The sequence below is a fragment of the Ruegeria sp. CG8 genome (assembly GCF_056537165.1).
The window spans coordinates 303,922-319,553 of record NZ_JBQFRA010000001.1 but is presented as its reverse complement, the minus strand read 5'-3'; the positions used below and the strand labels follow the sequence as shown (position 1 = coordinate 319,553).

Sequence of the window (15,632 nt, the reverse complement as noted above, 5' to 3'; positions counted from 1 at the left end):
CTCAATCCCGTCCGAGCAGTTTCAGCAAACCCTTCTTGGCCTCGTCCTCAAGCTTCTGCTTCAGTGCATCCTCGACCTGTTCGCTGTCGGAGATGGTTGTATTCAACTCCTCTCCCACCTTCTTCAGCGCCTTGTCCTTCGCGTCCTGCTCCAGTTCCTTGAGCTTCTCTTCCGTCGCGGCTTCGATCACCTTGCTCAGGTCGGGCTTGATCGACGGATCGCTCCACGGCCCCTTGATCCGCACGGGCACGGCAATGCCATTGCCGCCGTTCGCCCGCAGTGCGACCGGCGTGAACACATAGTCGATATCGCGCGCGCCCAGCCCGACGCGGCCCGCGCCATCGGCACGGAAATTGTCAAGCTGCATCAGAAGATCGTTGTTCGTCAGGTTACCGTCCTGAATCGTGTAGGTGGCAGTCAGGCTGTTGAAGACGGTGGTTCCTCCACTGCCTTCGCCGCGCCCCATCAAACGATCCAGATCAAACCCGGAGATCACCCCCTTGCCGACGTCCAGGCTGCCCTTGCCGCTGAGCGAGCGCATGATCTGCGCTTCGGTTTGCCCCACCCCCAGGAATTGCAGTGTTCCGGACGCTGTACCGGACAGACGTTCGACACCGCCCAATGTGGTCAAAGCCTGCTTGAGGTCGATACCGGTGGCGGTCAGGTTGCCCCCGACCGACAGTCCGTTTCTGTTGTTGGCAACGACTTCTCCAGTCAGCTTTCCGGAAAACAGCGTGGCCGGTTCCATTTTCAGAACCGCACGCGACCGATCCAGGCTGAGGCTCAGATCGCTGGGGCCAAAGGTCATATCCGGAATAGCGATCGAATTGGCTTTCAACCGGATCGTTCCATTTGCCAAGGAAAGGGGTGACGCGTCGATCGGCGCCTGGGACCAGCCTTCGGGCGCCTGTTTGCCTCCTCCGCCCGTGCCGCCGCCGCTGCTGGGCGCGCTGCCGGCTGTTGCCTGCGTCAGATCAAGGTCACCAGTACTCAGTCGCGCAGTAATCTTCGGTGGACTTGCGATAACGATATCGGCGGCACCATCAAAACTGTTCTGATCCAGAACGGCCCGCATATCCCGCAAGGAAATGCGCCCATCCTTGGTGTAGGTCATATGGCCGGACACATCCGCGACCCGTCCAAGTCCCATGGGGACTGACACCCCACCCTGACCAAAAGCGGCCAGCATCGCGTCGGTGTTTGTGGTCCGGACATGAGTTTTGCCGTCCATTTCACCGGCCAAGTTGACGCGCCCGTCAAAGCTGATCTCTCCGCCCGGCGCTGTCAGGCCAAGAACCAATGGCGTCACCGCACCACTGGAGAAGGCAGGTAAATCAGGAATTTCCAGATCAACCTCAACCGCGCCACCGGGCACCAGCATTGATGCACTCATCTTCATCGGCGCAGTGACATCGGGCCAACTGGCCTTCAGATCGACCCCGGAAAAATCCATCTGAGGGACACCGTTTTCCACATAAACCAGACGCGCGTTGCTGAGCTCCAGTTGGTCAAGGGTCACGGTTCCGGTCTCGGCCGGTGCCGCAGAGTTGGGTGCGGGCGCATCTGCATTGCCAGAGCCCGTGTTTGACGCTCCGGTTTGCGGCGCCGACATTTCCCAGTTGCCCCGCCCTTGTGACAGCTCCAGCCGCAAGACCGGATCTTCGGCCACGACGCGCCGGATGCGCACATCCCCCGCCAACAGCGCTGATGCGTCCACGCCAACCGCCAGGCTTTGCGCGCTCAGCATCGGTTCAGAGCTGGCCCAGGGCGCGTTCCCAAACGTAACCGGCCCGGTTTCCATTCCCAGAACCGGCCAAAAGGACAGGCGGACATCACCGGACAACGTCAGCTCACGTCCGGTCTGTGCCTTGACCTGTTCGGCGAGGATTTTGCCCAGCTTGTCGCCGGGCATCAAAAGCAACGCCCCGATCACCAGCCCCGCGACCGCAACCAGAATGAATAGAATGCGTATCAGCCACTTCATGATTTGCTCTCTGCCTTGCCGGCTTTTTGCCTCAGCTTCGATGTTCCTCGCGTGCGAAGGATTTGCAAGGGGAAGATTTCCCCACTATATGCCGCGCAATGAGCACCAACCCGCCAAACCTACGCCCCGATCTGGCACCCGCAGCCCGGATCATCGACGCACCGCGCAGCGGCCAACCCACCATCGGAATGGTGTCCTTGGGATGTCCCAAGGCACTGGTCGACAGCGAGCGCATCCTGACGCGCCTGCGCGCCGAAGGATACGGGATCTCGCCCGACTATTCAGGTGCGGATGCCGTGATCGTGAACACCTGCGGGTTTCTGGACAGCGCCAAGGCCGAAAGCCTCGAAGCAATCGGCGAGGCGCTGGTGGAAAATGGCAAGGTCATCGTGACCGGGTGCCTGGGCGCGGAACCTGACTACATCCGCGAACATCATCCCCGTATCCTGGCCGTGACCGGGCCGCACCAGTATGAACAGGTGCTGGATGCCGTTCACGCCGCCGTTCCGCCTGATCCCAATCCGTATTTGGATCTGTTGCCGGCTTCGGGCGTGAAGCTGACCCCGCGCCACTACAGCTATCTCAAGATATCCGAGGGCTGTAATCACAAGTGCAAGTTCTGCATCATCCCGGATATGCGCGGAAAACTGGCCAGCCGACCGGCCCACGCCGTTCTGCGCGAGGCTGAGAAACTGGTCGACAGCGGTGTGCGCGAATTGCTGGTGATCAGCCAGGACACCTCGGCCTTTGGCCTGGATCGAAAATACGACGTGAACCCCTGGAAAGACAGGGAGGTGCGCAGCCACATTACCGACCTGGCCCGCGAACTGGGCCAACTGGATGCGTGGATACGACTGCACTACGTCTACCCCTATCCACATGTGCGCGAGTTGATCCCGCTGATGGCGGATGCAGGCAGCAACCTTTTGCCCTACTTGGACATCCCGTTCCAACACGCGCATCCGGACGTTCTGAAACGAATGGCGCGCCCCGCTGCCGGCGCCAAGACACTGGACGAGATCGCCGCCTGGCGCGCGATTTGCCCCGACATCACGCTGCGATCGACCTTCATTGTCGGCTACCCGGGGGAGACCGAGGCCGAGTTCCAGACCCTGCTGGATTGGATGGACGAGGCGCAGTTGGATCGCGTCGGGTGCTTCCAATACGAAAACGTTGAAGGGGCCCGCTCGAACGACTTGCCGGATCACGTCCCGGATGAGATCAAGCAAGAGCGCTGGGAGCGCTTCATGCAAAAGGCCCAGGCGATTTCCGAAGCGAAACTGGCGTCGAAAGTGGGCCAGAGGATCCAAGTGATCGTGGATGAGGTGGATGCCGAAGCCGCCACCTGCCGCACCAAGTCAGACGCGCCCGAGATCGACGGCAACCTATTCATCGACGACGGTCACGAAAACCTGAAACCCGGTGACATCGTCCTTGTTCAGGTCGACGAGGCTGGTGAATACGATCTGTGGGGGAAGCTGGTGCGCTGAACCGCCATCCGGCGGACGAAGGCAGACGGCCCCCAAATCGGGACCGTCTGCAAAAAGCTTATTGAGTGACCGGGTTACACACGGTCTGGCCGGCCTCGGTGGTGGCCAGTTCATAGCCTGCCGAACAGCTGGGCGAGCCATATTTGTCATAGCTTGGCTGAACGTAAACCGGGGTGGGCTCTTCCTGCTGCGAGCAAGCAGTCAGGATCAAAACAAAGGCGCCGGCGGCAGCGAATTTCAGTTTCATGTCCATCAATCCTTTAATACTTTTCTGATATTGCCCAACTTTTCGGGGCCAGGCTAAGGATACGGGCAGTTCGGCTTTCTGGCAACAGATACGGTCACATCCGTGTGATCAGAGGCGAATCCACGCTTGCACCGCGACGTGCCACCGCCGGACCGGGACGCGCGAACTACACATTTCTCTGCGTTGGGCTAAGCTCTCGGATGTCCCTTTCAACAGCCGGAGCGCCAGAATGCCAAAAGGATCTCAAATCGCCCAGAAATCGCCCTACCCCATCGAGGTGACTGAAGGCAAAAGCTACTTCTGGTGCGCTTGCGGACGCTCCAAACGTCAGCCATTCTGCGACGGTTCGCACAAGGAAACCGGGATCGATCCGGTAAAATATGTAGCAGAATCAAGCAAGAAGGTCTTCTTCTGCGGATGCAAGCAAACCGCTAATCCGCCGCTGTGCGACGGAAGCCATTCCAAGCTTTAGGCCAATCAGGTCAGCGCATTCAAAGCCTTGGCATTCGCGCAAAATTCCGGGGCGGCGGTCGCCCGGCTCTGTTGGCACGCAAGCCAGACGGCACATCTTTCGCTGCAGTCAGCGGCTCGACAACGGGTCACCATTTCGCTGTATCCCTGCGCGGTCAGCCGCCCTTCGGCGATGGCTTCGGACAGCGAGATTTCCATGCAGCGCGCAACCGACCGCGTCAGCCAGAAGTGTTTTTCTATGTCTCCGAGTCGCACAAGTTTCATTGTTTTTCCTGATTCTGCAGCGTCTTAAGTTTGGCGAATCGGTTCCTGTTCGGACATGTCTCCGGGGCCTCAACCCTGTCACCTCGGTGCGTCTGCCAGTCGCTACAGTCGCAAGCCCACTCGCAGCCCCGGCACCGTCCCACCATGCGCGCCCATTCGTCGGGACTGAGCCGACCCGTGAGATGGGCATCTACAAGGTCAACGCCGGTCGCCTGCCCCATCCGCAGAACAAGGCGTACATGCTTCATGGTCTGGCCAAGCACGTTCATGGTTCTGCCCGTCCGCGCTAGGGTGCAAGCCTGGCCAGCAAATCCTGGTTTCGGCAATACTCCGGTGGCCGTCCGTCGCTGTTTTGAAGCGCCAACGCGCGGTCGCAGTGATAGGGGTTTGTACAGCCTGTACAGCGCAGCACCGCGTCGGTGATTTCGTCGATGGAAACCGAACCGCCGATTGCGGCCTCCTGCAGGTCAACGCCCAGTTTCAGGGCCATTCGATCCACCAAAGCGGCGTGGCGGCGCAATTCTTCGCGTCTGGACATCCGAGTTCCTTTCGCTGTCTCGCTGAAAAGAACCCTAGCGCTATAACCCGACGGCGCCCTTGATTCAGGTCAAGAGACGACCCCCAGGTCGTCCAGGTAGGCCCGTGTGGCGTCCTGGACCCGCCTGAAACGATCGCCGCCCAGTTTTTTGCCGCCATACCACCGGGTCACAATGACCAGGTGATCCTGCACACCGGCGCGTTCCAACATGCGCAATATGACCATCCCCGCACCAGTTTCGCCATCATCGGCCTTGAGAGCGCCGGTCGGCAAAATCGCGGCCCACGTGTTATGGGTCGCCTTGGCATATGCCTTGTCCGATTTAAGGTCGCGCAACACCGCATCGACCTCATCCCGCGACCTAACTGGCGCACCACTCACCGCGTATTTCGAGCCTCGGTCCGTCAGAACGACCCCCATCCGCTGGATCTGGGTCATTGGGTCAGGCCTAGCTGGGCGGCTGTTTCCAGAACAACTTCGATGCGCTTGGCATTGGGCGGATGAGACGCCAGAAAGCGGTCACCCGGATCGGGAATCCGGCTGAAATAGGCCATGCCGACCAGCGGGTTGTACCCGGCCGAGTAGGTGATCAAAGTTCCCATCCTGTCCGCTTCCAGCTCGAATTCTTTCGTATAGCTCTGAACTCCGACCTCGGCACCCAGCTTCTGGGCACGTTCAATTCCGGCCGCGTCCTCGCCTTGCGCCTCAGCCAGTTCTCCGAAAATTCGAGCCCCTTCCTTGGCGTTTTTTACCTGCCGGGCGATGTGGCCCAGGATGTGATGCGCCGCCTCGTGTCCCATTACGAACGCCATCTCGTCAGCGTTCTGCGTCGACTTGACCATTTCCTGCGTGAAAATGATGAACGGGCGCCCATCCTTGTCCAACGTCTGGAACGCATTTGGCTCGGCAAACGGATCCGTGTCGATCAGAATGCCGAAATCGCAGTTCTGCCCCCGTGTCTCGCGCTGACAGACTTTTTGCGCCGCCGCCCCGACCGACCTGCTGACCTGCTGAAACGTCAGTGCCGAGTCGCGCAGTTCGGGCAAGGATGGTGACCAATCATCAACCGCAATGAACCCGCCCGCAGTGCACGCGGACACAACCAAGACCAGCAAAAACCTGAGGCGGTGCATTCCGGATCCTTTCTGTTCGTGCCGGCAGGAAAGCTTAGCGCGATGTGGCCCCCCTGACCACAGCCCGAAACCCAATCAGCGGGTTGCATTGCAATCGCAGGCTGGGCAGTCTGGGAACATGTTTTCGATTGAGCATGAATTCGACTCGACAGTCATTACCTTGGTGGACGAAGGCCCGGAGCCTTTGCAAGAAGACGTGGTGATCAACAGTTTCGCCGAGTGCGTAACGATCGAGCAGTTGGACCCCCGAACGGACCAGATGCAGAAAATCACCCTTTCGCCCGAACAGGTGCGCGATCTTGCCGCTGCTCTGGATCTGCCCGAAGGGGTCTATCAGATCAGGGAGACACCGGCCTAGGGATCATAGACAAAGACCTTGTCGCGCCCTGTATGGCCTTTTTTCAGCGTCAAAGCTGACGGTGAGGCACCCATGGCCCGGGCCAGCAGCTTGACCACGGCCTGGTTCGCCTTTCCATCCTCGGGTACGGCGGTGACACCGATGTGCACTGTCGCCCCGTCGAAAGAAATCCGGTCCTGCGCAGCTTTGGGAGTCACCCGCACGGGAATCGATTGCCCGGGTCGCGCCAGATGCGCAAGGTCCGGCAGGTTTCGCAGTTTCGGTTTTGCCATCACATTCTCTTCCGCATTTGGACCGTGCCGGGTGGCACAATATGCAACAGTTTTACATCTTGCCCTTGAAACCGGCGCGTGTCTGCCCGAGATACGACAGAACCATGTAAAGGAATTTAACATATGACGCTGAAAAACCCGGCTGCGTTCGAGTTCCTGCAGTCGCGCAGGTCGCGGCCCGCCAAGACGTTGATGGCCCCGGCGCCGACCCGCGACGAATTGATCCCGTTGCTGATCGCAGCCGCTCGCAGCCCCGATCATGGCAAGTTGGAACCTTGGCGTTTCATCGTCATCGAAAAAGCCGCAATGCCGCGATTGGCCGATCTGACCGAGGAACGAGGCGTTGCGCTGGGAAAAAGCCCCGAAGACATTGCCAAGGCCCGTAGTCAGTTCGAAATGGGGCATCTCGCTGTTGCTGTCATCGAAGTGCAGAAACCATCGCCGAAAATCCCTGGAATCGAACAAACCTACTCGGCCGGGGCGGTCTGCCTTGCACTGCTCAACGCAGCCCTTGCTGCGGGTTGGGGTGCCAACTGGCTTTCAGGTTGGCAGTCGCACGACCGCGAATTCTGCGAACGCGGTTTGGGCCTGGCCCACAATGAACGCATTGCTGGACTGATTTACATCGCAACCGAAGGGGCCACGCCGCCCGAAAGGCCCCGCCCGGACGTGGCCGCGATCACCGAGTGGGTGACGGAATGATCATCCTCAACGCGTTCTTCGCGGCCTTGGGGCAGCTTGGAGATGCTCGATTCCGATCGGTGCTAATGCGCGGTGTCGGCCTGACGATTGTGCTGCTTGTTGTTGCCTGTGCGGTTGCGATTTGGGGCATCAACGCCCTTGCTGGTCAGGAGATATCGCTGCCATTTGTCGGCGACGTCCCGTGGCTGAACGACGTTCTGAACTATTCAGGGATCTTTCTGGTTCTGATTCTGCCGGTCTTTCTGATGGTGCCGGTGGCCTCAGCCATCACATCGATGTTTCTGGATGAGGTCGCACAGGCCGTTGAAGACCGGCATTACCCGAACCTGCCCCCCGTTCCGTCCGTCCCGATCTGGGACGCGGTGCTGGACTCGCTGGGATTCTTGGGCGTTTTGATTGTGGCCAACGTAATGGCGTTGGTCCTTTACGCGCTGTTCACACCCCTCGCTCCGTTCATCTTTTGGGGGATGAACGGGTTTTTGCTGGGTCGGGAGTATTTCACGCTGGCGGCCATGCGCCGGATCGGGCGCGACGGTGCGCGGGCGTTGCGGGCACGCCATGCCGGGACGATCTGGGTCGCCGGAACCTTGATGGCCATCCCCCTGTCGGTCCCGCTGGTGAACCTTTTCATTCCGATCATCGGAGCCGCAACGTTCACGCATATCTTTCATGGGCTGTCGCGACAGGCCGAGCGCTGATTACTCGCGCGGTTCCATCTGGTTCAACCAGTCGAAATCACGAACTGAAATCACGCCAGAAACAATGGTCCCTGCGATCACCGCCCACAACACGATAGAAATACCGGTGGTGATCCAGATCTTTTTCTTCATGTGGTGAACTTCCGGAGCGCCCGCATGGGTCCCCGGCACGATGTCGCCCAGATCGCCTTGCGTCTTGATGCGGACCGGCAGCACGACCAACAAGGTCATGAACCAGATCACGGCGAACAAAACCAGCGCAGCAGTGATTGTCATTTCGACGCCTCCTCAGCCCGGCTCAGACTTGCTCCAGCTCCACAAGGCACCCGTTGAAGTCCTTGGGGTGCAGAAACAGCACAGGCTTGCCGTGCGCGCCGATTTTGGGTTCTCCGGTTCCCAGAACGCGGGCACCGGTCGCCTTCAGGTGATCCCGTGCGGCGATGATGTCCTCGACCTCATAACAGACATGGTGGATGCCACCCGCCGGGTTCTTTTCCAGGAAGCCGTTGATCGGGCTGTCGTCGCCCAGCGGGTACAGCAGCTCGATCTTGGTATTGGGCAGTTCGATGAAGACCACTGTCACGCCATGATCCGGTTCATCCTGAGGTTCACCAACCTTGGCGCCCAGCGCGTTGCGGTATTGGGCGGATGCGGCCTCGAGGTCGGGCACGGCGATGGCGACATGGTTCAGGCGGCCAATCATGGCGGTCTCCTCTGTTCTGCGTTGCAGCGTTTATGGGGGCTGCCCTGTCAAAGGGCAAGTGCGCCAAAACGCGCGTTAACCCTGTGTTAGCCAGGAGTTCCTAGCGTGAGGCATCTGCTGAAAGGAGTTCTGCCATGGACGATTCGGTGCCGTTCGCCCCATCCGCCGTCGCCCCCAGCGCCACCAGGCCTTTGCTGGGTCAGACCATTCTGGTTGTCGAGGACAGTCGCTATGCCTGTGATGCGATGCGACTGATGTGCCTGCACAGCGGCGCCCGCATCCGCCGGGCCGATTGCCTGAGGTCTGCGCGCAGGCACCTTCAGATCTATCGCCCGTCGGTGATCGTGGTTGACATGGGCCTGCCGGACGGCTCTGGCGCAGACCTGATCGCGGAACTAAACGCGGTTTCCCCACGTATCAGCGTCATCCTTGGTATGTCCGGCGACGACTGCGCCGAAACGCTTGCCTTGCAAGCCGGAGCCGATGGGTTTCTGGCGAAACCGTTGAATTCGCTAATCAGCTTCCAAAGGGCCATCCTGGAAAACCTTCCCGAAGACCGCCGCCCGGGTACGCTCCAATCCGTCAAAGACGAACAGATCTGCCCCGATCCGCTGGCTTATCAGGATGACATGGCGCATATCGCAGATGTCCTGACCGGGCCCGCGGATTCACGCACTCTGGACTATGCCGCTCAATTCCTGCGCGGTGTTGCCCGAGATGCCGAGGATACGGTTCTGGAACAAGCAGCCCATGACCTCGCATCCTCGCGCGCCAAGGGCGCTCCGGTAACAGCTTTGGCTGCGCGCGTTGCCGGTCTTGTCCAAAGCCGTCTTGAAAGACGAAAGGCGATCTGAATGACCTTGGCCTATTTCGTGACAACAGCCATGCTCTGCGCTTGGTGGTATTGGCACACCCGCAGGTCCGCTCGGACCATTCGCGCCAACCGCGAAAAACAGCCGAACTGGCTGGACTGATTTCAAGTTCAAGGGATTTTAGCCACTTGGAAAACGCGGGCACCGATAAGCACTGAAGTGCTTGGCGGAAAGTTCGCTGCGCGCCACCGCAGTAGTTTTGACCGCACCCAAAGGTTTTTCACACTCTGGGTACGGTCCTTGGCTCATTCCTGAGGGATGACCCGCAGGCCCAGTTCCATCAGCTGATCCGAAGTCGGGTCCGACGGCGCTTGCATCATCAGATCTTCGGCGCGCTGGTTCATCGGGAACATCATGACCTCGCGGATGTTGGCCTCGTCCGCAAGCAGCATGACGATCCGGTCGATGCCGGCGGCGCAGCCCCCGTGCGGCGGAGCTCCATAGTGGAACGCGTTGAACAGCGCGCCAAAGCGACTTTTGACCTCGTCCTCGCCGTAGCCGGCCAGTTCGAAGGCCTTGAGCATGATCTCGGGCTTGTGGTTCCGGATCGCACCCGACACCAGCTCGTAACCGTTGCAGGCCAGGTCGTACTGATAGCCCTTGACCTCAAGCGGGTCGCCCTGCAGCGCCTCCATGCCACCTTGCGGCATCGAGAACGGGTTGTGTTCGAAATCGATCTCGCCGGTTTCCTCGTCCTTCTCGTAGATCGGGAAATCCACGATCCAGGCAAAGGCAAACCGGTCCTTGTCCGTCAGGCCCAGTTCCTCGCCGATAACATCGCGCGCCTTGCCGGCGACTTTTTCAAAGGCTTTGGGCTTACCACCCAGGAAGAACGCCGCGTCACCGACCTCAAGGCCCAGCTGCTGGCGAATTGCCTCGGTGCGTTCGGGGCCGATATTCTTGGCCAGCGGGCCGGCCGCTTCCATCCCCTCACCCTGATCGCGCCAGAAGATATAGCCCATGCCGGGCAGACCTTCTTTCTGGGCAAAGGCGTTCATGCGGTCGCAGAACTTGCGGCTGCCGCCACCCGGCGCGGGGATCGCGCGGATCTCGGTGCCTTCCTGTTCCAGCAGCTTGGCGAAGATTGCGAAACCGGACCCGCGGAAGTGTTCCGACACCACCTGCATCTTGATCGGGTTGCGCAGATCGGGCTTGTCGGTGCCATACCACAGCGCCGCGTCTTTGTAGGAAATCTGCGGCCATTCCTGATCAACCTTCCGGCCACCGCCGAATTCTTCGAAGATTCCCGTCAGAACTGGCTGGATCGTGTCGAACACGTCCTGCTGGGTGACAAACGACATCTCGAGGTCGAGCTGGTAGAAATCCGTGGGTGACCGGTCGGCGCGCGGGTCTTCGTCGCGGAAGCAGGGCGCGATCTGGAAATACTTGTCAAAGCCCGACACCATGATCAGCTGCTTGAACTGCTGCGGCGCCTGCGGCAACGCATAGAACTTGCCCGGATGCAGGCGCGAGGGCACCAGGAAGTCGCGCGCGCCCTCGGGGCTGGATGCGGTGATGATCGGCGTCTGATATTCGCGGAAGCCCTGATCCCACATGCGGCGGCGCATGCTGGCCACCACGTCCGAGCGCAGTGCCATGTTGCGCTGCATCGCCTCGCGGCGCAGGTCCAGGTAACGATAGCGCAGGCGAGTTTCCTCGGGGTATTCCTGATCGCCGAACACCATCAGGGGCAGTTCCTCGGCCGCGCCCAGCACTTCCAGTTCGCGGACATAGACCTCGATCTCGCCGGTGGGCAGCTTGGGGTTCACCAATTCGGGGTCGCGCGCCTTGACCGTGCCATCGATGCGGATGCACCATTCCGAGCGCACTTTCTCCAACGCGCTGAACGCAGCACTGTCGCCGTCGCACAGAACCTGGGTCACGCCATAGTGGTCGCGCAGGTCGATGAACAGCACGCCGCCGTGATCTCGCACCCGATGAACCCAACCCGACAGGCGGACGGTTTCACCGACATTTGCGGCGGTCAGATCGGCGCAGGTGTGGCTGCGATAGGCGTGCATGGATGATATCCCTTCGGGCGCTGAATTCGTCGCGCCGATACACCGCGATCGGGTCGGGAAGTCAAGGGTTGGAGCACGATGCGCCTCCATCGGAGCCCGGAATGCAGACAAATTCGAAAAAATCGCTATCTTTTGGACATGTGAACTCGAATAGTTTTCCCGGCACGCGGGAGCCAGGCCCCTTGAGCAAGGAGGTGTTCGGCCGATGTGGCAAACTGTTTTGGATCGCGTATTGCGGGGTTTCATCACCCGCGGAACTCTGCGGATCACCTATCCTGACGGGACGGCGCGCACCTATGGCGACGCCACGCAGCCCGAGGCGCATATCACCCTGCATGACCCCGCTTTGATGGCGCGCTTGGTGCGCAATCCCGAGATGGCTTTTGGCGAGGGCTACATGAACGGCACCCTGACCGTCGATGAAGGCGGCCTGGAAAGTGGCATGCGGATCGCGATTCGATGCGCGGCCAGCGGTTCATTGCCCCTGCTGCAGCAGATCCAGGACTGGGCCGGGTATCTGCTGCGATCAATCCTGCAGCGCAACTCGGTCCGCTCGGCGCGGCGCAACGTGGCGCATCACTATGACCTGTCCGACGACTTCTACCAGCTGATGCTGGACCCTGACATGCAGTACAGCTGCGCCTATTTCCAGCAGCCCTGGATGACTTTGGAACAGGCGCAAGCCGCCAAAAAGGCGCATATCGCGCGCAAGCTGTGCCTGGAGCCCGGCATGCGGGTGCTGGACATCGGCTGCGGCTGGGGCGGGCTGGCCCTGACGCTGGCGCGTGACCACGGCGTGCAGGTGACGGGGCTGACCCTGTCGCAGAACCAGCACCGCACCGCGACCGCGCGGGTGGAGCAGGCCGGGCTGGCCGACCGCATCGACATTCGGCTGATGGACTACCGGCAGATGCAGGATCCGTTCGACCGGATCGTCTCGGTCGGGATGCTGGAGCATGTGGGCGCGCCACAGCTGCGCACCTATTTCGACCGGGTCGCAGCCCTGTTGAAGCCCGAAGGTGTGGCGTTGATCCATTCCATCGGCCGCAACGGGCCGCCCACCGGCCAGTCGCCCTGGCTGAACAAATTCATCTTCCCGGGCGGCTATGTCCCGTCGCTCGAGGAAATCGTCAAACCCGTGGCGCGCACCGGCTTGTGGTTTCTGGATGTCGAAAGCCTGCGGCTGCATTATGCCCTGACCCTGCGCGCCTGGCGCGACCGGTTCGAGACCAACCTGGACCAAGTGCGCGCGATGTATGATGACCGGTTCATTCGCATGTGGCGGTTCTATCTGACCGCCTGCATCCTGGTGTTCGAAGAGCGCGACCAGACCGTGTTCCAACTGCAGCTGGGCCATCGCCGCGACGCGGCGCCGTTGACGCGGGACTATCTGTATCAGCCCGATCAGGACATGCGCGATGCCGCGGAGTAAAGCACCTAGAACGGGCGCTGCACGTTGCCGGAATAGAAGAACACGCCCAGCCCGGCGGCAAAGATGATGTTGCCCGCGATCGCGTGCAGCAGCACCGCATAGAAGAACGACCCGCGCTTGCGGTAGGCCCATGAAAACAGCAGCCCGCCCGCGAATGTCATCACGGTGACGATCCAGCTCCAGTACATCAGGTGGGCAAAGGCGAACAGCCCGGAGTTCAGCAACGGCAAGGCCGCGCCGTCGGGCAGGATCGCGTGATAGCGGCGATAGAACAGCGTGCGGAACAGCAGTTCTTGCGGCAGTGCTGACAGCAATGGATAGCCCAGCCAGATCACGGCCAGAAATTCGGGCCGGTTCAGCAGCAGGAAAAAGGCCGCATCGGGGCGCGTAGCCATCACCAGGGCCGAACAGATTGCCGCCATTGCCAATGAAAACCCGATCACCTCGGCCCAGCGCCAGTTGCGCCAGCCATAGCGCAGCTCGGCCCAGGAAAAGCCCGGAGTGCGGTGCAGCAGGGCGATTCCGATGGCGGTGAAGAAGAACAGAGCCAGAAACATCCAGTCGGGTGGAAACAGAACCGCGATCAGCAAGGGAACCGCGACATAGAACGCCACGAATTCAGCCTTCAGGCGCAGGTTCGATACCTGCAATCCACGCGCAGAGCTGCGGTCGCTCATGGCAGCATCACTTTGGCCGATATCAAACCGCGCAAGGAATTGCCCATCCAGACCCGGTGCGCGGCGGCCAGATCATGCAGGGTCAAGACCGCCTCGGCAGCGTGTCCGGTTTCGAGCAACTCCTCGCGCAGGATGCCCGGCAGCAGGCCCGCGGCAACCGGAGGTGTCAGCAGGCGCCCGTCTTCCGTTTCGACGAACAGGTTGGTGATGGTGCCCTCGCACAGTTCATCCCGTTCGTTCAGGAACAACAACTCGTCCACGCCGTCGGGCAATTCCGCCCGCGCTTGATCATAGATCGCGCGGCGGGTGGTCTTGTGGCGCAGCCAGATGTCCGAGGACGTCAGCCTTGTTGTCGCCAGACCCACCGTCCAGCCCGGCGGGTTGTCTGCCAAAGACTCCGTGGTGATCTTGGGTGCACCGGTCAAGTCCAGCGTCAGCCGACACCGCAGCGAGTCCGCTCCGGACACACCGTCCACCACTTTGCCGACGCGCCGCACGTCGAACCGAACACCCAGCCAGTCCGCAGTCCGCGCCATGCGCCGCAGGTGACGGGTCACACGTACAAAGCCCTGCCCGGGCCGAAACGCAAAGGTTTCGATCAGGCGGAAATCAGGCTCAGTTGGTGCGCGAACCGGGCTTTCCATAGCGCTTCCTCATATTCCGACGCGGCGGTGCTGTCCCAGACGACGCCTCCGCCGACGTTCAACGTGGCCCGATTGCCCTCGACCATCAAGGTCCGGATCGCGACGTTGAACTCCGACCGCCCGTCCGGGGCGGCCCAGCCGATCGTGCCGCAGTAGATGTCGCGCGGCCAAGGCTCCAGATCCGACAGGATCTCCATCGCACGGATCTTGGGCGCCCCGGTAATCGAGCCACAGGGAAACAGCGCCCTCAGGATGTCGGACAGCCCGGCCCCCACCTGCAGCCGCGCCTGCACCAGCGACACCATCTGATGCACGGTGGCGTAGGTCTCGACCTTGAACAGCTCGGGCACGTGAACGGTTCCCGGCAGCGCCACGCGGCTGATGTCATTGCGCAGCAGGTCCACGATCATCAGGTTCTCGGCCCGGTTCTTTTCGTCCGAGGACAGGAAATCGCGCCGCCAGGCGTCCTCGGCCAGATCGGCGCTGCGCGGCTGAGTGCCCTTCATCGGCCGGGTCTCGATCATCCCGGCGGCATCGGTGCGGAAGAACAGCTCGGGCGAGCGGCTGAGCAGATCGGGCAGCCCGTCCTGCTGCACCAGCGCTCCATGACCGACCGGCTGTCCGGCGGTCAGCGCGGCATAGAGCGCGGCGCTGTCGCCCTCGGTTTCCAGGTCGATGGGAAAGGTCAGGTTGGCCTGATAGATGTCCCCGGCCCCGATCGCATCATGCACGGCGCGGAAGGCTTCGGCATAGCGCGCCTCGCTCCAACGTGGCTGGAACGCAGTCAGCCCGGCCGCACCGAACGGCAGGTCCTGCACGCTCGGGCCGTCGAACACCCCAAAGCACAATAGCGGCAATCGACGGGTCGCGGGCAGCCTTGCGGCCAGCTTGGGCTCAAGCGCATAGCCAAGCTCGTAGCTGGCATATCCGGCCAGCCAGCCGCCCTGCGCGCGCGCGTCATCCAGCGCCGCCAATGCCTGGGGCACCTGCTCCGCCCGGTCGGCGCGGATCACCTGGGCGGCCCGGTCGAAACCGGTGCCCGGACCGGCGGGTCCCTGATCGAAACGAATGCGCAATTGCTTCCTCATCTGCCGTTCAGCGGCATATAGAGAATACGGTGCCAAGG

21 protein-coding genes are annotated in these 15,632 nt (G+C 61.2%); 7 read left to right on the top strand and 14 right to left on the bottom strand.

The window, feature by feature from the left end; genetic code table 11:
- Position 1 precedes the first annotated feature (1 nt).
- Positions 2–1,984: an AsmA family protein gene (locus ACR0EF_RS01560; protein WP_170371664.1), complete on the bottom strand. Its 1,983-nt coding sequence runs from the start codon at positions 1,982–1,984 to the stop codon at positions 2–4.
- A 98-nt stretch (positions 1,985–2,082) separates the two neighbouring features.
- Here ACR0EF_RS01560 and rimO point away from each other — a divergent pair, with 98 nt between their 5' ends.
- Entirely contained in the window at positions 2,083–3,474 is a 1,392-nt protein-coding gene (gene rimO / locus ACR0EF_RS01555; protein ID WP_170371666.1) for a 30S ribosomal protein S12 methylthiotransferase RimO, read from the top strand.
- 58 nt (positions 3,475–3,532) lie between these two features.
- Here the strand turns inward: rimO and ACR0EF_RS01550 are convergent, their stop codons facing one another.
- A complete protein-coding gene (locus tag ACR0EF_RS01550; RefSeq protein WP_244952318.1) occupies positions 3,533–3,721 on the bottom strand; it encodes a hypothetical protein in 189 nt (62 codons plus the stop codon).
- Positions 3,722–3,950: 229 nt separating this feature from the next.
- On the opposite strand from ACR0EF_RS01550, the gene ACR0EF_RS01545 reads away from it, so the two are divergent.
- Complete coding sequence (locus ACR0EF_RS01545; protein ID WP_170371668.1) at positions 3,951–4,193, top strand: CDGSH iron-sulfur domain-containing protein; 243 nt, start codon at positions 3,951–3,953, stop codon at positions 4,191–4,193.
- A gap of 5 nt (positions 4,194–4,198) precedes the next feature.
- Here ACR0EF_RS01545 and ACR0EF_RS01540 read toward each other — a convergent pair whose 3' ends face one another.
- From ACR0EF_RS01540 to ACR0EF_RS01520, 5 genes are all read right to left on the bottom strand, one after another.
- Positions 4,199–4,456: a DUF6455 family protein gene (locus tag ACR0EF_RS01540; RefSeq protein WP_170357169.1), complete on the bottom strand. Its 258-nt coding sequence runs from the start codon at positions 4,454–4,456 to the stop codon at positions 4,199–4,201.
- Entirely contained in the window at positions 4,453–4,725 is a 273-nt protein-coding gene (locus ACR0EF_RS01535; RefSeq protein WP_280525634.1) for a DUF6455 family protein, read from the bottom strand. Before ACR0EF_RS01535 ends, ACR0EF_RS01540 begins: the two co-directional genes overlap by 4 nt.
- A gap of 17 nt (positions 4,726–4,742) precedes the next feature.
- A complete protein-coding gene (locus ACR0EF_RS01530; protein ID WP_170357168.1) occupies positions 4,743–4,994 on the bottom strand; it encodes a DUF6455 family protein in 252 nt (83 codons plus the stop codon).
- Positions 4,995–5,063: 69 nt separating this feature from the next.
- Positions 5,064–5,432, bottom strand: coding sequence for a YigZ family protein (locus ACR0EF_RS01525; RefSeq protein WP_093964696.1), 369 nt, complete (start codon positions 5,430–5,432; stop codon positions 5,064–5,066).
- The gene (locus ACR0EF_RS01520) at positions 5,429–6,040 is read right to left on the bottom strand and encodes a M48 family metalloprotease (protein WP_254433924.1); all 612 of its coding nucleotides are present in this window, start codon (positions 6,038–6,040) and stop codon (positions 5,429–5,431) included. The genes ACR0EF_RS01525 and ACR0EF_RS01520 overlap by 4 nt, the downstream gene beginning before the upstream one ends.
- Before the next feature lie 205 nt (positions 6,041–6,245).
- Between ACR0EF_RS01520 and ACR0EF_RS01515 the strand changes: the two genes are divergently transcribed.
- Positions 6,246–6,485, top strand: a complete 240-nt coding sequence (locus ACR0EF_RS01515) for a hypothetical protein (RefSeq protein ID WP_093964694.1) — start codon at positions 6,246–6,248, stop codon at positions 6,483–6,485.
- Here ACR0EF_RS01515 and ACR0EF_RS01510 read toward each other — a convergent pair.
- Positions 6,482–6,757 (bottom strand): DUF167 domain-containing protein, encoded by a 276-nt coding sequence (locus ACR0EF_RS01510; RefSeq protein ID WP_170371671.1) that lies wholly within the window; start codon positions 6,755–6,757, stop codon positions 6,482–6,484. The two genes, ACR0EF_RS01515 and ACR0EF_RS01510, sit on opposite strands and share 4 nt — an antisense overlap.
- Before the next feature lie 123 nt (positions 6,758–6,880).
- On the opposite strand from ACR0EF_RS01510, the gene ACR0EF_RS01505 reads away from it, so the two are divergent.
- On the top strand, positions 6,881–7,459 hold the full coding sequence (locus tag ACR0EF_RS01505; protein WP_170369610.1) for a nitroreductase family protein: 579 nt from the start codon (positions 6,881–6,883) through the stop codon (positions 7,457–7,459).
- Positions 7,456–8,157, top strand: a complete 702-nt coding sequence (locus tag ACR0EF_RS01500) for an EI24 domain-containing protein (protein ID WP_170340634.1) — start codon at positions 7,456–7,458, stop codon at positions 8,155–8,157. The genes ACR0EF_RS01505 and ACR0EF_RS01500 overlap by 4 nt, the downstream gene beginning before the upstream one ends.
- On the opposite strand, the gene ACR0EF_RS01495 is transcribed toward ACR0EF_RS01500, so the two are convergent.
- Positions 8,158–8,433, bottom strand: a complete 276-nt coding sequence (locus tag ACR0EF_RS01495; protein WP_170340631.1) for a DUF1467 family protein — start codon at positions 8,431–8,433, stop codon at positions 8,158–8,160.
- 22 nt (positions 8,434–8,455) lie between these two features.
- The gene (mce, locus tag ACR0EF_RS01490; RefSeq protein WP_093964690.1) at positions 8,456–8,860 is read right to left on the bottom strand and encodes a methylmalonyl-CoA epimerase; all 405 of its coding nucleotides are present in this window, start codon (positions 8,858–8,860) and stop codon (positions 8,456–8,458) included.
- Positions 8,861–8,994: 134 nt separating this feature from the next.
- On the opposite strand from mce, the gene ACR0EF_RS01485 reads away from it, so the two are divergent.
- Positions 8,995–9,714, top strand: a complete 720-nt coding sequence (locus tag ACR0EF_RS01485) for a response regulator (RefSeq protein WP_170340629.1) — start codon at positions 8,995–8,997, stop codon at positions 9,712–9,714.
- Positions 9,715–9,977: 263 nt separating this feature from the next.
- On the opposite strand, the gene aspS is transcribed toward ACR0EF_RS01485, so the two are convergent.
- Positions 9,978–11,753, bottom strand: coding sequence for an aspartate--tRNA ligase (gene aspS, locus ACR0EF_RS01480; RefSeq protein ID WP_170340627.1), 1,776 nt, complete (start codon positions 11,751–11,753; stop codon positions 9,978–9,980).
- Positions 11,754–11,958: 205 nt separating this feature from the next.
- Here aspS and ACR0EF_RS01475 point away from each other — a divergent pair, with 205 nt between their 5' ends.
- Complete coding sequence (locus tag ACR0EF_RS01475; RefSeq protein ID WP_170371673.1) at positions 11,959–13,185, top strand: SAM-dependent methyltransferase; 1,227 nt, start codon at positions 11,959–11,961, stop codon at positions 13,183–13,185.
- A gap of 5 nt (positions 13,186–13,190) precedes the next feature.
- Here ACR0EF_RS01475 and ACR0EF_RS01470 read toward each other — a convergent pair whose 3' ends face one another.
- Genes ACR0EF_RS01470 through ACR0EF_RS01460 form a run of 3 tightly spaced genes read right to left on the bottom strand, consistent with a single transcriptional unit; the run spans position 13,191 to position 15,594 of the window.
- Positions 13,191–13,862: a CPBP family intramembrane glutamic endopeptidase gene (locus ACR0EF_RS01470; protein ID WP_170340622.1), complete on the bottom strand. Its 672-nt coding sequence runs from the start codon at positions 13,860–13,862 to the stop codon at positions 13,191–13,193.
- Positions 13,859–14,506 (bottom strand): aminotransferase class IV family protein, encoded by a 648-nt coding sequence (locus ACR0EF_RS01465; protein ID WP_170371674.1) that lies wholly within the window; start codon positions 14,504–14,506, stop codon positions 13,859–13,861. The genes ACR0EF_RS01470 and ACR0EF_RS01465 overlap by 4 nt, the downstream gene beginning before the upstream one ends.
- Entirely contained in the window at positions 14,461–15,594 is a 1,134-nt protein-coding gene (locus ACR0EF_RS01460; RefSeq protein ID WP_170369619.1) for an aminodeoxychorismate synthase component I, read from the bottom strand. Before ACR0EF_RS01460 ends, ACR0EF_RS01465 begins: the two co-directional genes overlap by 46 nt.
- Between the last annotated feature and the right edge of the window lie 38 nt (positions 15,595–15,632).

What these genes read in the sequence shown, in the direction of transcription:
- ACR0EF_RS01560 (WP_170371664.1), bottom strand. Translation starts at nt 1,984, where the DNA reads ATGAAGTGGCTGATACGCATTCTATTCATTCTGGTTGCGGTCGCGGGG.
- rimO (WP_170371666.1), top strand. Translation starts at nt 2,083, where the DNA reads ATGAGCACCAACCCGCCAAACCTACGCCCCGATCTGGCACCCGCAGCC.
- ACR0EF_RS01550 (WP_244952318.1), bottom strand. Translation starts at nt 3,721, where the DNA reads ATGAAACTGAAATTCGCTGCCGCCGGCGCCTTTGTTTTGATCCTGACT.
- ACR0EF_RS01545 (WP_170371668.1), top strand. Translation starts at nt 3,951, where the DNA reads ATGCCAAAAGGATCTCAAATCGCCCAGAAATCGCCCTACCCCATCGAG.
- ACR0EF_RS01540 (WP_170357169.1), bottom strand. Translation starts at nt 4,456, where the DNA reads ATGAAACTTGTGCGACTCGGAGACATAGAAAAACACTTCTGGCTGACG.
- ACR0EF_RS01535 (WP_280525634.1), bottom strand. Translation starts at nt 4,725, where the DNA reads ATGAACGTGCTTGGCCAGACCATGAAGCATGTACGCCTTGTTCTGCGG.
- ACR0EF_RS01530 (WP_170357168.1), bottom strand. Translation starts at nt 4,994, where the DNA reads ATGTCCAGACGCGAAGAATTGCGCCGCCACGCCGCTTTGGTGGATCGA.
- ACR0EF_RS01525 (WP_093964696.1), bottom strand. Translation starts at nt 5,432, where the DNA reads ATGACCCAGATCCAGCGGATGGGGGTCGTTCTGACGGACCGAGGCTCG.
- ACR0EF_RS01515 (WP_093964694.1), top strand. Translation starts at nt 6,246, where the DNA reads ATGTTTTCGATTGAGCATGAATTCGACTCGACAGTCATTACCTTGGTG.
- ACR0EF_RS01510 (WP_170371671.1), bottom strand. Translation starts at nt 6,757, where the DNA reads ATGGCAAAACCGAAACTGCGAAACCTGCCGGACCTTGCGCATCTGGCG.
- ACR0EF_RS01505 (WP_170369610.1), top strand. Translation starts at nt 6,881, where the DNA reads ATGACGCTGAAAAACCCGGCTGCGTTCGAGTTCCTGCAGTCGCGCAGG.
- ACR0EF_RS01500 (WP_170340634.1), top strand. Translation starts at nt 7,456, where the DNA reads ATGATCATCCTCAACGCGTTCTTCGCGGCCTTGGGGCAGCTTGGAGAT.
- ACR0EF_RS01495 (WP_170340631.1), bottom strand. Translation starts at nt 8,433, where the DNA reads ATGACAATCACTGCTGCGCTGGTTTTGTTCGCCGTGATCTGGTTCATG.
- mce (WP_093964690.1), bottom strand. Translation starts at nt 8,860, where the DNA reads ATGATTGGCCGCCTGAACCATGTCGCCATCGCCGTGCCCGACCTCGAG.
- ACR0EF_RS01485 (WP_170340629.1), top strand. Translation starts at nt 8,995, where the DNA reads ATGGACGATTCGGTGCCGTTCGCCCCATCCGCCGTCGCCCCCAGCGCC.
- aspS (WP_170340627.1), bottom strand. Translation starts at nt 11,753, where the DNA reads ATGCACGCCTATCGCAGCCACACCTGCGCCGATCTGACCGCCGCAAAT.
- ACR0EF_RS01475 (WP_170371673.1), top strand. Translation starts at nt 11,959, where the DNA reads ATGTGGCAAACTGTTTTGGATCGCGTATTGCGGGGTTTCATCACCCGC.
- ACR0EF_RS01470 (WP_170340622.1), bottom strand. Translation starts at nt 13,862, where the DNA reads ATGAGCGACCGCAGCTCTGCGCGTGGATTGCAGGTATCGAACCTGCGC.
- ACR0EF_RS01465 (WP_170371674.1), bottom strand. Translation starts at nt 14,506, where the DNA reads ATGGAAAGCCCGGTTCGCGCACCAACTGAGCCTGATTTCCGCCTGATC.
- ACR0EF_RS01460 (WP_170369619.1), bottom strand. Translation starts at nt 15,594, where the DNA reads ATGAGGAAGCAATTGCGCATTCGTTTCGATCAGGGACCCGCCGGTCCG.